This window comes from Mycetohabitans sp. B46, from assembly GCF_037389205.1.
Classification (GTDB): domain Bacteria; phylum Pseudomonadota; class Gammaproteobacteria; order Burkholderiales; family Burkholderiaceae; genus Mycetohabitans.
In genome coordinates, this window is record NZ_JADBGL010000003.1 from 191,284 (window position 1) to 205,988 (window position 14,705).

The 14,705-nt window shown below is 60.8% G+C and carries 9 protein-coding genes; 4 read left to right on the forward strand and 5 right to left on the reverse strand.

Going from position 1 to position 14,705, the window contains the following annotated elements; translation table 11 throughout:
* Entirely contained in the window at window positions 1–1,557 is a 1,557-nt protein-coding gene (ntrC, locus tag IHE30_RS04920) for a nitrogen regulation protein NR(I) (RefSeq protein WP_337689297.1), read from the forward strand.
* Between the two features lie 22 nt (window positions 1,558–1,579).
* Here the strand turns inward: ntrC and xth are convergent, their stop codons facing one another.
* The gene (gene xth / locus IHE30_RS04925; RefSeq protein WP_337689298.1) at window positions 1,580–2,359 is read right to left on the reverse strand and encodes an exodeoxyribonuclease III; all 780 of its coding nucleotides are present in this window, start codon (window positions 2,357–2,359) and stop codon (window positions 1,580–1,582) included.
* A 528-nt stretch (window positions 2,360–2,887) separates the two neighbouring features.
* Here xth and IHE30_RS04930 point away from each other — a divergent pair.
* Both IHE30_RS04930 and IHE30_RS04935 read left to right on the forward strand, forming a co-directional pair.
* Window positions 2,888–3,577: a hypothetical protein gene (locus tag IHE30_RS04930; protein WP_337689299.1), complete on the forward strand. Its 690-nt coding sequence runs from the start codon at window positions 2,888–2,890 to the stop codon at window positions 3,575–3,577.
* Between the two features lie 384 nt (window positions 3,578–3,961).
* Entirely contained in the window at window positions 3,962–5,236 is a 1,275-nt protein-coding gene (locus IHE30_RS04935) for an amidohydrolase family protein (protein WP_337689300.1), read from the forward strand.
* Between the two features lie 15 nt (window positions 5,237–5,251).
* Here the strand turns inward: IHE30_RS04935 and IHE30_RS04940 are convergent, their stop codons facing one another.
* The 4 genes from IHE30_RS04940 to fixL all read right to left on the reverse strand — a co-directional run bounded on the left by IHE30_RS04940 (window position 5,252) and on the right by fixL (window position 11,643).
* Window positions 5,252–7,354 carry a M3 family metallopeptidase gene (locus tag IHE30_RS04940; protein ID WP_337689301.1) on the reverse strand — a complete coding sequence of 701 codons (2,103 nt, stop codon included), beginning with the start codon at window positions 7,352–7,354 and terminating at the stop codon, window positions 5,252–5,254.
* Window positions 7,355–7,501: 147 nt separating this feature from the next.
* Entirely contained in the window at window positions 7,502–8,353 is an 852-nt protein-coding gene (folD, locus tag IHE30_RS04945) for a bifunctional methylenetetrahydrofolate dehydrogenase/methenyltetrahydrofolate cyclohydrolase FolD (RefSeq protein ID WP_337689302.1), read from the reverse strand.
* A 156-nt stretch (window positions 8,354–8,509) separates the two neighbouring features.
* Window positions 8,510–9,133, reverse strand: a complete 624-nt coding sequence (gene fixJ / locus IHE30_RS04950) for an oxygen response regulator transcription factor FixJ (protein WP_337689303.1) — start codon at window positions 9,131–9,133, stop codon at window positions 8,510–8,512.
* The gene (gene fixL, locus IHE30_RS04955; RefSeq protein ID WP_337689304.1) at window positions 9,130–11,643 is read right to left on the reverse strand and encodes an oxygen sensor histidine kinase FixL; all 2,514 of its coding nucleotides are present in this window, start codon (window positions 11,641–11,643) and stop codon (window positions 9,130–9,132) included. Before fixL ends, fixJ begins: the two co-directional genes overlap by 4 nt.
* 296 nt (window positions 11,644–11,939) lie before the next feature.
* On the opposite strand from fixL, the gene aceE reads away from it, so the two are divergent.
* On the forward strand, window positions 11,940–14,639 hold the full coding sequence (gene aceE / locus IHE30_RS04960) for a pyruvate dehydrogenase (acetyl-transferring), homodimeric type (RefSeq protein WP_337689305.1): 2,700 nt from the start codon (window positions 11,940–11,942) through the stop codon (window positions 14,637–14,639).
* The last annotated feature ends 66 nt before the right edge of the window (window positions 14,640–14,705 follow it).

Genomic DNA, 14,705 nt, shown 5'->3' on the forward strand with positions numbered 1-14,705 from the left:
ATGAAGCCAATTTGGATAGTTGACGACGATCAGTCGATACGCTGGGTGCTCGAGAAGGCACTAGCGCGCGAGCGCTTCGCGACCCGTAGCTTTACCCATGTGCGCGACGTGTTGGCCGCATTCGAGCAGGACCAGCCGCAGGTGCTGGTATCGGACATTCGCATGCCGGGCGGCTCGGGACTCGAACTGCTCAATGCGGTGCGCGAGCGGTGGCCTGGGTTGCCGGTGATCATCATGACGGCATTTTCGGACCTGGACAGCGCCGTCGCGGCTTTTCAGGGCGGGGCGTTCGAGTATCTGGCCAAGCCGTTCGACGTCGATAAGGCAGTCGAATTGATCCGCCGCGCTGTTGACGAGAGCATGCGCGGCGAGTCAGGCTACGATGACCGGCTCGCCGAAGCGCCGGAGCTGCTTGGGCAGGCCCCGGCGATGCAGGACATGTTCCGCGCGATCGGCCGGTTGTCTCATTCCGTGGCGACGGTGCTGATCACTGGCGAGTCCGGGACCGGCAAGGAACTGGTGGCCCATGCGCTGCATCGACACAGCCCGCGCGCCAATGGACCGTTTATCGCATTGAACACGGCGGCGATTCCGAAAGAGCTGCTCGAGTCAGAACTGTTTGGGCACGAGCGCGGGGCGTTCACTGGCGCGCAGGCGATGCGGCAGGGCCGCTTCGAGCAAGCCGAGAACGGCACACTGTTCCTGGACGAAATCGGGGATATGCCGTTCGATCTGCAGACGCGACTGTTGCGCGTGCTCTCGCACGGGCAGTTCTACCGCGTCGGCGGCCACAGCCCTTTGCGGGCGAACGTGCGGGTGATTGCGGCGACGCATCAGAATCTGGAGATGCGGGTGCGGCAGGGAGTGTTCCGCGAGGATCTCTATCATCGGCTCAACGTTATCCGGTTGCGGCTGCCGCCGTTGCGCGAGCGCAGCGAGGACATCCCGCTGCTCACGCGGCATTTCCTGCAAAAGAGTGCCCGTGAGCTGAGCGTCGAGTCCAAGCGCGTCACCGATGAGACGCTGGCGTACCTGGCACGACTGCCGTTTCCCGGTAACGTGCGCCAACTGGAGAACTTGTGCAACTGGCTGACCGTGATGGCGCCCGCGCAGACCATTGAGATCAAGGACTTGCCGCCGGAGCTGGTAGCAGAGCGGCAATCGTCGACGCATGCCGTGTCCGATAAAGGGCTACTGATCGGCGAGGCTGTCGGCGTTGCCGCTGGCGCAGCAGCGGCGTCCCCGTCCGGCGAGGCCCGCGCCGCAGCACCGGCGCACAGCGGCGTGACGCCGCTGGGCGGTCCCGCCCGTGGCGCGCTGGCACCGGTATCGTCTCATGTCAGTGCCTGGGAGGCTGGCTTGCGCACCGAAGTGGCGCGACTGCTGCGCGAGAACGTGCCCGAGCTGATGGACGGGCTGGCGCGCCGCTTCGAAGCCGCGGTGATCCGCGAGGCGCTGGACTTCACGCGCGGCCGCAAGGTCGAAGCTGCCGAGCGGCTTGGCATCGGACGCAATACGATCACCCGCAAGATCCAGACGCTGCGCTTGGAATCATGACGGCGATCGGGTCGCCGCCCGCTTAGCGCGCCAGCGTCGCGATTACTGGCGCATGGTCCGACGGCTGGTCCCAGCGACGCGGAGTCTTGTCGATCTCGCATGCGCTGCAGCACTGGGCGAGCGACGGCGACAGCAGGATGTGATCGATGCGTAAACCTGCGTTACGGCGAAAGGCCAACATTCGGTAGTCCCACCACGAGAACGACTTGTCAGGCTGCTCGAAGCAGCGAAAGGCATCGACGAGCCCGAGTTCGACGAGCGATCGGAAGGCATCGCGCTCCTCGGGCGACACGAGGTTCTGTCCTGCCCACGCTTGCGGGTCGTGCACGTCGCGATCTTCCGGCGCGATATTATAGTCGCCCGTTAGCGCGAACTGCGGGTGGGCACGCAGGTCGGCGGCGACCCATTCACGTAGCGCGGCCAGCCATGACAGTTTGTACGCGAATTTGTCAGTGCCCGGCGCCTGTCCATTGGGAAAGTAAGCGCTGACCACGCGCACGCCGTCGATGGTCGCGGCAATCAAGCGCTGCTGCAGGTCGTCAAAGCCGGGAATGTTCCGTATGACGACCGCTTCGTCGACCGGCAAACCGTCGCGTACGAGGATTGCGACGCCGTTATAGGTCTTTTGACCGGAAAACCAGCTGCGGTAGCCGGCTGCTTCGAGCGCCGCGCGCGGATACTTGTCGTCGGGCAGCTTCAGTTCCTGTAAGCACAATACGTCGACACGACTCATGGCGAGCCAGTCGATGACGTGTTGCAAGCGGACTTTGAGGGAATTGATGTTCCACGTGGCGATTTTCATGTTTGAGTGAATACCGTGACAGGGCTGGCTTTGCGGCTGTGTTGAAAGGGTAGTGGGCTATTTGGCTACCCATCTAGCTATCCACCTTGGAGGTGGTAGGGAAAACGATGGAGGCTGCTTATGATAGCTTGAGTCCGCTGCTTTGGCCTGAGACGTCTCTTGGATGGCAACGGTGCTAACCCTGCGACAAGTTCGTTAAGCGACAGCAGACATAAGAACGTCGATGCCATTTGCGCAACTTGCTACCCGGATTGGTGAAGCACTCACGGTGATGGGGCCCTGCTATGGTTAGGCCAATGTGTTCGATGCGCAAAAATAAACGCGTTTTGTCGATGTCGGTGACTTCAGACAAATTGCGTAGTCATTGAGCCAATAAATCTTCTTATACGCTTAACGCAAGACGCGAATTACGGCATTGACAAGGCTGAGAAATTATGGAAGCGTTAGCCTATGAGACTGGGGCTGCTATGGGCGCGTAATGATCACTGACCACGGAAACAATGGGGGCTGGCAATGAGAAAGCGAGCGATGAAAGTAAAAGCGCAACAAAAAGCTAAAATTGCAAGAATTTTACATGAACAGGAGGGAGAACTCAGTTCCTTTGCGCGGATGCAGCGGTATTACGATGAACTACACACAGCACTAAACGCCGTTGCCTCGCATTTCGGTGCAACCGCTCGTCCAAGCCCGGCGATGCGCGAAATCGACAAGCGTGCTGCAGCTATCGATGAGTGGGTAACGAGTGATCGACGGCAACATGTGCCGGTGCGTGTGCTGGGACGCTTGGGAGGCGAGAGCAGAGGGGATAGGGTAAACGGTGTAAATAACTGGCTAGAGCGGAATAGAACCGCAGGTCGAGAACCAACGGCAGGCGAATTCCTTAATATCAACCCGTTCTCAGATTGGTCTGGTTCAATCAACCAAGGTTGGATACAGGGAGCGTTTGATAGAGGTCATATGTTCCGCTTATTAACTGACGTGCCTGAACATCTTGTCGCTGCGCATAACAATGCCGCTCAAAATCCGACTGAAGAAAACATTAACCAATATAAAGAACTTTTAAGTGATGCAGCGGAAAACTGGCAACATCGAAGCAGTGTTTTTGCAAAAGAGTTGATTGCGTGTGCTAGGAATGGATACGCCATTCACGAGGACGTCAATGGTAGTAAAAGCGTTATGCCATGGGCTAGGCATGAACTTTTAAGAAGTTTGCGTTGAGGGACTGCTGCTTGAGCGCGATGTGACGGTGATGTATGAGTCGGTACGCGCTGGTGCAACCCATTCGGCGGGCAGCTTGCCTCGCCAACGAAAGCCGTACGGGGTAAGCCCGGCTCGACGGAGCACCTTAATGAAATGTTCATGAATCTGCGCGGCAGGCCGTATGCACTGTGGCGCGTCGCCGGTGAGCGTGGAGCTGAACTGGAGGTATACAAATACGAAAATCAGAAAACCGGCCATGAAGTCGCTGATAGAATGATGGCATGTTCCTTGCCGCACTGCGCGCGCAATGGGATGTGGGATGTTTCAGTCGCCGAATGGCAAACGTCCCGAGTGTGCGTTCAACATGCAACGTCAAAACGCCCCGACACAGAGGAGCTTCGGATGGATTTGATTATCCGTAACGCATCGTTGCCCGACGGGCGTACGCAAATCGACATCGGCATAAACGGCGCGCGTATTGTCGCGGTAGAGCCCGCGCTGGCGGCGACCGCATCACACGAAATCGATGCGCAGTGCAACCTGGTCACGCCACCGTTCGTTGACGCGCATTTTCATATGGACGCGACACTGTCGTATGGGCTGCCACGGGTCAACGCGTCGGGCACGCTGCTCGAGGGTATCGCGCTTTGGGGTGAACTGAAGCCGACACTCACCCAGCACGCAGTGCTTGAGCGCGCGCTGCAATACTGCGATTGGGCCGTCGCGCGAGGACTGCTGGCGATCCGCTCGCACGTGGACGTTAGCGATCCGAGGCTACTGGCCGTTGAAGCCCTCGTCGAGGTCAAGCGCCGCGTCGCACCGTACCTCGATCTTCAGTTAGTCGCGTTTCCGCAGGATGGTCTGTTGCGCAGTCCCGGCGCGTTCGACAACTTAAAGCGTGCGATCGCGCTAGGCGTAGATGTCGTGGGCGGTATCCCACATTTCGAGCGGACCATGGCCGATGGGGCCGAGTCAATCCGAATATTGTGCGAATTCGCGGCGCAAAAAGGTGTGCGAGTGGATATGCATTGTGACGAATCGGACGACCCGATGTCGCGCCATATCGAGACGCTGGCCGCCGAAACGCACCGGCTTGGGTTGCAAGGCCGTGTTGCCGGCTCACATCTGACGTCGATGCACTCGATGGATAACGACTACGTGAGCAAGCTGCTGCCCTTGATCCGCGAAGCCGGCGTGGCCGTGATTGCCAACCCGCTGGTCAATATCACGTTGCAGGGGCGTGCGGACACTTATCCGAAACGGCGTGGCATGACGCGTGTGCCGGAGATGCTGGCTGCCGGCATCGATGTCGCGTTTGGTCACGATTGCGTGATGGATCCGTGGTATGGGCTCGGTTCGGGCGACATGCTGGAAGTCGCGCATATGGCGCTGCACGTCGCCCAAATGACCGGCGTGGAGGTAAGCCGTGCTTGCTTTACCGCCATTACGCAGACGCCGGCACGGATTCTGGGCCTCGAAGGATACGGCGTTGAGCCCGGCTGCCATGCCGACTTGGTATGGCTCGACGCACGCGATCCTGTCGAGGCGATCCGTCTGAGGGCGGCGCGGCTCGCGGTGATCCGGCGCGGTCAGGTGGTCAGCCGGCAACCCGCAGCGCAAGCGACGCTGGCGTTGCCCGGCCGCCCTGCATCGGTCGACTTCAAGCTGGATCGGTGACACGCATTGTCTGCGTCATGCCGCATCGGCTTGCACGGTCATGCCATTGTGCCGCAGCAGCGCATCGATACTCGGCTCGCGGCCGCGGAAAGCCTTGAATGACGCCATCGCGGAACGGCTGCCGCCGACCTCGAGTATCTGCGCGCGGTAGCGTGCTCCGGTTTCGCGATCGAGCACGCTGCCACCGGAGCTGGCCCTGGCTGCCTCCTCGAACGCGGCATAGGCGTCGGCTGACAGAACCTCGGCCCATTTGTAGCTGTAGTAGCCTGCCGCATAGCCGCCCGCGAACACGTGGCTGAACGTGTTGGGCCATCGCGAAAACGGTGCTTGTGGCACGACATGGCAGCTATCGTTGACCTGACGAGCCAGTACGTTGACGCTCAGCTCGCCGTCGGGATCGTACGTCGTGTGCAGCAGCATGTCGAACTTCGAAAAGACGATTTGCCGCAGTGTCGCGAGCCCGCTTTGGAAGTTGCGTGCCGCAAGCATCTTGTCGAATAGCTCGCGCGGTAGCGGCTCGCCGGTGTCCATGTGCGATGTCATGCCAGTTAGCACATCCCACTCCCAGCAGAAGTTCTCCATGAACTGCGACGGCAACTCGACCGCATCCCATTCGACACCATTGATGCCGGACACCCCCAGCTCATCGATTCGCGTCAGCATATGGTGCAATCCATGGCCGAACTCATGGAATAACGTGATGACTTCATCATGCGTGAAGCAAGCCGGCTTGTCCCCAACCGGCGCCGAGAAGTTGCACGTCAGATAGGCGACCGGGGTTTGCAGTGTGCCGTCGGCGCGTCGGTGGCGTGAGCGCGCATCGTCCATCCACGCGCCGCCACGCTTGTCCTCGCGGGCATACAGATCTAGATAGAACTGGGCGAGCAGCGTGCCGTCATGATTTTCGACGCGGAAAAACCGCACGTCCGGATGCCACGTTTCAGCTGCATCCGGCTTGATTAGTACGTCGAACAAGGCTTCGGTGACACGAAATAGGCCTTGCAGCACGGTGCGTTCCGGGAAATATTGCTTGACTTCGTTTTCGGAGAACGCATAGCGCTTTTGCCGCAGCTTTTCGGACGCGTAGGTGACATCCCATGGCTCGAGCTGCGCAAGCCCCAGCTCGTCGGCCGCGAATGTTTGTAATTGTGCCCAGTCTTTTTCCGCATACGGCCGCGCGCGCCGCGCTAGGTCATCGAGAAATGCAATGACCTGCTCCGGGGAGTCGGCCATCTTCGGCTCGAGCGACACTTGCGCAAAATTTTGGTAGCCAAGCATCGACGCTTCTTCCGCGCGCAGCTTCAGCTGCTCGGTCATATTCGCGGTGTTATCCCACTGTGGCTGGCCGCTGCTGTAGTCGGGCCCGAGTTCCGACGCGCGGGTCGCGTATGCACGGTACATCGCTTCGCGCATCGGGCGGTGTTCCGCGTATTGCAGCACCGGAAAGTACGACGGGAAGTGCAGTGTAAATTTCCAGCCCGGCTTGCCGTCTTTTTCGGCTGCGTGGCGCGCCGCCTCGATCGCGTCCGCGGGCAGGCCCGCGAGCTGTGCGTCGTCAGTCACGAAGTACGCGTACGCGTTCGTCGCGTCGAGCACATGGTCAGAGAACGCCTTGGACAGCGTGGCCTGCTGCTCTTGCAATTGCGCAAAGCGCGGCTTGCTAGGCTCTGGCAGTTCGGCGCCGGACAGACGGAAATCGCGCAGCGCGTTGTTAAGGATCTTCTTGCGCGCGTCGCTCAACTGCGCATATGCGCTGCTGGTCGCAATAGCCTTGTATTTTTCGTACAACGCAAGGTTTTGGCCGACATTGGACCAAAATTCGGTCACGCGCGGCAGGTTCTGCGCATGTGCCTCACGCAGTGCCGGTGTGTCGGCAACGGCATTCAAATGGCCAATCACGCCCCACGCACGCGACAGCGGCTCGGTGGCCGCCTCGACCGGTTCGACCACTGCTTCCCAGGTGGCCGGCGTCTGCGGCGCACTGGCATGTCGTACCGCCTCGTTCGCGGCTTCGAGCAGCACATCGAGCGCTGGTGTCACATGCTCGGGCCGGATTGAGGCAAAGCGGGGCAGGTCTGCGAAATCGAGCAATGGATTGGGAATAGCGGTTTGACCCATGATGTTCCTGTCATATTAAAGGATGGCGGCCCGGCGCGATGCACCGAGCTGCAGTGCCGCGCGCATCTTGTCACTATGATTTGGGGACGCGTACGACAGTTTCCAGTCAATCCGGTCAATTATGCCCAATCCGGCACGAATGCGCCGTCACCCGGCCGCGCGTTCGGCCGCTTCGATTGTGTTGATCAGCAGCATCGTGATCGTCATTGGACCGACACCACCGGGTACCGGCGTAATGTAGCCGGCAACCTCGCGAACGCCGGCAAAATCCACGTCGCCGCATAGCTTGCCTTCGTCGTCGCGGTTCATGCCGACATCGATGACGGTCGCACCGGGCTTGACCATGTCGGCCGTCAGCACATTGCGCTTGCCGGTCGCCGCGACGATGATGTCCGCGCTACGCGTGTGCGCTGCCAGATCCCGCGTCTTGCTGTGGCAAATCGTCACGGTTGCGCCAGCCTCGACCAGCAGCATCGCCATCGGCTTGCCGACAATATTTGAGCGGCCGATCACCACCGCGTTGGCGCCAGTCAGCGCGATGCGCTCCGCTTCGAACATTTTCATCACGCCGTACGGCGTGCAAGGGCGGAACAGCGGCTTGCCGGTCATTAACGCGCCTGCATTGGCGACATGGAAGCCATCGACGTCCTTTTCTGGTGCGATCGCCTCGATAACTTTGTGCGCGTCGATATGCGGCGGCAGCGGCAGTTGCACGAGAATCCCATGGATCTGCGGATCGCGGTTCAGCGTGTCGATGCGGGCGAGCAGGTCGGCTTCACTGAGACTAGCCGGATAGCGGTCATAGACCGAATGCAAGCCGTTATCCTCGCACGCCTTGATCTTGTTACGCACGTAGACCTGGCTGGCCGCGTTGTCGCCAACCAGCACCACGGCCAGGCCGGGCTGGTAACCGCGCGTGGCAAGCGCGGCGGCACGTTGCGCCACTTCGGTGCGCAGCTGTTTGGAAAGGAGGGTGCCGTCGATGATTCTGGCTGTCATGGCAGGTGGTGAGTCGGATTAGGGAAGCGCAAAGCGGTGGACGGCGCATGCTACACTGCGCTTGCCTGGCAAGCGGCGGCACGCGGCCCAAAAGGGCTGATTATACCGTCATGAGCCCCTGGCTTCGTGCGCGCCTCCTCGTAGCTTGACGCGCCGCTACTGCTTTTTTGACAGGGCCAGGCGCAGCAGGTCAGCCACCGTGTTCACGTTCAGCTTTTCCATGATGTTCGCGCGGTGCGCCTCGACCGTCTTGATTGAGATGCCGAGATCGTCCGCAATCTGCTTGTTCAGCCGCCCGGCGATGATGCGCTCGAGCACTTGTTGCTCGCGCGCGGTCAGCTTGGACAGGCGTGCGGCGGCCGCGCGCTGCTGCTGCGCGGTCGAGTTCTCGGTGCGGGCACGCTCGAGCATGCGCTCGACCAACTGGCGCAACTCGGCTTCATCAAACGGCTTTTCGATGAAATCCATCGCGCCTTTCTTCATCGTCGATACGGCCATCGGCACGTCGCCGTGGCCCGTGACGAAAATGATCGGCAGCGCTGCATTCTCGGCAATCAGCTTTTCCTGTAGCTCGAGCCCGCTCATGCCGGACATGCGCACGTCCAGAATCAAGCAGCCGAGCTGCGACGGCTGGTAAGCATCGAGAAACTGCTCGGCGCTGGAGAAGCACTGGACACGGTAGCCGTTGGCCTCGAGCAACCAGCGTAGCGAGTCGCGCACGGCCTCGTCATCGTCGACGACGAAGACGGTTTCCTGTTGTGTGGTGACTGGGCTGCTCATAGATCCCTCGTGACAGTTTGCGGCGCGGCCGCTGCGGGCCCATGCTGCGTAGGTTCTTCGGTTTCGCCAAATGGCAACGTGAAATGAAACGTACAGCCGGTTACGAGGCCGTCGGGCTCGACATTGTTGACGACCCACAGACGTCCCCGGTGGGACTCGATAATCGAGCGGCAGATGTTCAGCCCCATCCCCATGCCGTCGGACTTGGTGCTGTAGAATGGCTCGAACAGGCGCTCGGCGGTAGCCTCATCCACGCCGGGTCCCTGGTCAACCACGCTGATGCGCACGCACGGCCCCTCGTCGACGATGTGTACCTCGACGCGAATCACTGGATCGACCGCGTTGGGACGGGCGTCAGCCATCGCCTCGGCAGCGTTTTTCAGCAGGTTCACGAGTACTTGCTCAATGAGTACCGGATCGACGTTGATGACCGGTAGCCGCGCGCGCATGTCGGTGACGATGCGGATGTGCCGCTTGCGCATCTCGATCTCGGCCAGGCCGACCGCGTCCGCAATAATGTCGCTGATCTTCGTGCGTTGACGCTTCGGTTCGCTGCGTTTGACGAATTCGCGAATGCGCTTGATGATCATGCCGGCGCGCACCGCTTGCTGTGACGTTTTCTCGAGCACCGGTAACAGGGTTTCTGGCGACGCGCGGCCGGACTTCACCAGCGCAACGGTGCCCGATGCGTAGTTGTTGATCGCCGCTAGCGGCTGGTTCAACTCGTGCGCCAGTGATGAGGCCATTTCGCCCATCGTCATCAAGCGGCTGGTGAACTGTAGCTTCTCGTCTTGCTGCTGCGCCAGTTCCTGCGCTTGCTTGCGCTGCGTAATATCTGTGGCGATTTGCATCTGCGCGAGATGGCCGTCGACCCACTGGATGTATTGCCGACGCACCTCGAACCACTTTTGGATGCTTTGCACGTAGATTTCGCGCGCGTCCGACGTGCTTTCGGTCAGCGCGGCGGCTGGCAGGCCGGCGTAGGCATCGACCAGGTCGATTGAGTCGTTCGACGCCTGGGTTGCCGCATCGAAGCTGGAGCCTGCCAATTCCAGGTGCCCGTCCGGGCGGATACCGAACAGATGCCGATAGTAGCGGTTGGCGAACAGCAGTTCGGCCTGGTCTGCTGCCAGCACCGAGACTGCCGCGTCCAGCGACTCAAGTACCGTGGTGAAACGCTCATGGGCGGCGGCTAGCTCCTCGCGCGCGCGCTTGGGCTCGGTGATGTCGGTCATCGACGACATCCAGCCGGTCTGGCGCCCGGCGCTATCGATCAGCGGTGATACATACAGCCGCGCGTGAAAAATCGAGCCATCCTTGCGGCGCACCCGCAACTCGAATCCCGACGATGGCGCCTTGCCGCGCAGCGTCATGTCGAGCTGCCGATGCATCTCCGCGCAGGCTTCGCGCGGCCAGTACGGGAATGGAGCGGTCTTGCCCACGAGGTCGCTTTCGTCCCAGCCGGTCATCCGGCAAAAGGCCGGGTTCACGTGCGTGATGCGTCCTTGCATGTCGAGCACGCGCATGCCGATCAGCACCGAGTTTTCCATTGCGCGCCGGAAGAACGCCTCCGCGTACAGCGCCTGTTGCGCCTCGAAGCGCTGCCGAGTGTGCTTCCATAAGCTCCACAGGCTCCATAGCACGAAGCACGATAGGCCGGCGACTAGCCACACCAGCGTGTTGTTCGTGAAGTTGGTCAGTTGCGGATACGAGTACACGCGCACCGCCAGGCCATGGCCCGGCGGATCGAGCGGCAGGTCATAATACGCATCGCGCGGCAGCCGCGGGCGGGTGGACGTGGTGGATAGCTCGCGGTGGCCCAGATCGATCATTGAGATCTTGTACTTGGCGGACAATTCGGCCGGAATGTCGTGCTTGAGCATGCCTTCGACTGAGAACACGGCGGCCACTGTGCCGAGGAACTCACGCTCGCGAAAAATCGGCGTTTGCAGCGTCACGTAGCCATTGCGTAAGTCGTCGTAGAGCAGCGCCGAGTAAATCTGCCGGCGCGACGCACGTGCCTCAGTGAACGCAGCGCGGATCGCATCGTCCAATTGCGTATCGTTTGGCTTGGCCAGCCGTGAGCCGACGTGCGACTCCGGGGTGCTGGCCCAGTGCGGCGTTTGCGAGCCGTCGAGCCAGTTCATGTAAATGATTTCCGGATGGCTTTGCATCATGTCGCCGGCGACCGCTTGAAAGGTCCGCACGTCACCATGACCGGCGGCAATGTCGCGGGCGAGGGCGGCAATGTGCTCCTGTGTACTCGTCATTGACAGACGGATCTGCTGCTGTGCCCACGCGACGTTGCGATACAGCGTGTCTTCTTGCTGCTGTTGCTCGCGCCGGTTCAGACTCCATAGAATCAGGCTCATCACGATCAGGAACACCACGATCGACACGAGCGGCGTGAGCAAGTAAGAGTTGGACCACCACGGGCCATGGTGCCAGCGGTTGGGCGGCGGCGTCGGCCCGGGCCGCGCTGCACGAGCGAGAAGCCGTTCGGTCAACATGGAGCAGATTGTAGCGCAGGGTCAAAAACACAAAGCGAGCTGTTTGCGGCAAAGCAGCGATAGAATCCAGCCCGATGCCGGATTTTCGGGTTGCACTGCAGCAATTTCTCGTATTATGAGAAATCATCTCGTCATTTGAAAATTTTGTTGCACAGGCTCAGATTGGGTCTTTACAATTCGGTGGCCGCCCGGCCAGGATGCCGCTTCCGGCCGCGCGATTCCGCAGGCGGAGCCGTGCACGCGGTAGCTGGTCAGCTTGTGCTGCACGTTCCCCCTACCAGGACTAGGAGACGCTCATGTCCGCCGTACCCGAGGAAGTGATGAAGTATGTCGCCGCCGAAAAAGACAACGACCCGCAGGAAACCGCCGAATGGCTCGAGGCGTTGGATGGCGTGCTGTCGGCCGTGGGCCCCGAGCGCGCACATTACCTGATCGAAAAGCAGATCGAATTTGCGCGGGTCCATGGCCAGCATCTGCCATTTTCCGCGAACACGCCGTACATCAATACGATCCCCGTGTCCGCGCAGGCTAAGAGCCCCGGCGATCAAGACATCGAACACCGGATTCGCTCGTACACGCGCTGGAATGCGCTGGCGATGGTACTGCGCGCCGGCAAGCACACGAACGTCGGTGGGCACATTGCATCGTTTGCGTCAGCCGCCACGCTTTATGACGTCGGGTACAACCATTTCTGGCACGCGCCGAGCGCCGAGCATGGTGGCGACCTGGTGTTCGTGCAGGGTCACTCGTCGCCCGGCATTTATTCGCGCGCGTTCCTGTTAGGTCGGCTAACCGAGGAGCAATTGGACAACTTCCGGCAGGAGGTCGGAGGCCAGGGCATCTCATCGTATCCGCACCCGTGGCTGATGCCGGATTTCTGGCAGTTCCCGACGGTGTCGATGGGCTTGGGTCCGATTATGGCGATCTACCAAGCGCGTTTCATGCGCTACATGGAGGCGCGCGGCATTGCGAAGACCGCGGGGCGCAAGGTTTGGGCTTTCCTCGGCGACGGCGAGACCGACGAGCCGGAATCGCTCGGCGCGATCGGCATGGCCGGGCGTGAGAGGCTGGATAACCTCGTGTTCGTGATTAACTGCAACCTGCAACGGCTGGACGGACCGGTGCGAGGTAACGGCAAAATCATCCAGGAGTTGGAGTCCGAATTCCGCGGTGCGGGCTGGAACGTGATCAAGGTGATCTGGGGCAGCCGCTGGGATTCGCTGTTTGCACGCGACAAGACGGGCGCGTTGATGCGTCGGATGATGGAAGTGGTCGATGGCGAATACCAGACGTACAAGTCGGAGTCTGGCGCCTACGTACGCGAGCATTTCTTTAACACTCCGGAGCTTAAGGCGCTGGTGGCGGACTGGTCCGATGAGGATATCTGGAATTTGAACCGAGGCGGCCACGACCCGCATAAGATCTACGCGGCATTTCACGCGGCGCAGCACAATGTCGGCCAGCCGACCGTGATCCTCACAAAGACGATCAAGGGCTACGGGATGGGCGAGGCCGGGCAGGCGATGAACATTACCCACCAGCAGAAGAAAATGCAGGTGGACCAACTGAAGCAGTTCCGCGACCGGTTTCAGCTGCCCATCTCGGACGACGAGATCGCCGATGTGCCTTACCTGAAGTTCGAGGAGGGCTCAAAAGAGCTTGAGTACATGCGTCAGCACCGGCTGGCGCTCGGCGGCTATTTGCCACAGCGACGGATGAAAGCCGATACGTCGCTGGACGTGCCGCCGCTGTCCGCGTTCGAACCGGTGCTCAAGGGCACCGGCGAGGGACGCGAGATCTCCACGACGATGGTGTTCGTGCGGATCTTGAACATCCTGCTCAAGGACAAGGCGCTCGGCAAGCGGATCGTGCCGATCGTGCCGGACGAGTCGCGCACGTTCGGCATGGAGGGGTTGTTCCGCCAGATCGGCATTTGGAACCAGGAAGGGCAGAAGTACGTGCCGGAAGATTCCGACCAGTTGATGTTCTACAAGGAATCGACGACCGGACAGATCCTGCAGGAAGGCATCAACGAGGCGGGCGGTCTCTGCGACTGGATCGCGGCGGCGACATCGTACTCGACGCACAACGAGATCATGGTGCCGTTCTACATCTTCTACTCGATGTTTGGCTTCCAGCGCGTCGGCGACCTGGCTTGGGCCGCCGGTGACATGCGCTCGCGTGGCTTCCTGCTCGGGGGCACTGCGGGACGCACAACGCTTAATGGCGAAGGGTTGCAGCATGAGGACGGGCATTCGCTGTTATGGGCGTCGTCGATTCCCAATTGCGTCAGCTACGATCCGACATTTGGCTACGAGCTTGCGGTGATCATCCAGGACGGCTTGCGCCGTATGGTGCAAGAGCAGCAGGACGTGTTCTATTACCTGACGGTAATGAACGAAAACTACGAGCATCCGGCGATGCCCGAGGGCGAGCATGTTGCGCAGCACATCATCAAGGGCATGTATTCATTGCGCAAGGCTGAGGCGGACAACGACGCTCCACGTGTGCAATTGCTTGGTGCTGGCACAATCCTAAACGAAGTGATTGCTGCAGCCGAGTTGCTGAAGCACGATTGGGGCGTGGCCGCCGACTTGTGGAGCGTGCCGAGCTTCATCGAACTGGCCCGCGAAGGGCAGGCGGTACAGCGCCAGAATCTGCTCAACCCGCTCGCTGAGCCCAAGCTGTCACACGTGCAGACCTTGTTGAAGGACACGCAGGGGCCGGTGATCGCGGCGACCGACTATGTCCGCTCGCTGGCCGAGCAAATCCGCGCATTTGTGCCACGTCGCTATGTGGTACTTGGCACCGATGGCTTTGGTCGTTCCGATACGCGTGAGAAGCTGCGTCACTTCTTTGAGGTCGACCGCTATTGGGTCACGGTGGCCGCGCTGCACGCGCTGGCCGACGAAGGCGCGATTGACCGCAAGCGGGTGGCGCAAGCGCTGCAGAAATACCAACTCGATCCGGCCAAGCCGAACCCGGTGACTGTCTAACGCCATTTTCCCGCATCGCGCGAACGCGCTGCCCCGTGTGCGACGGCCATGGCCAGCCGTTGCACA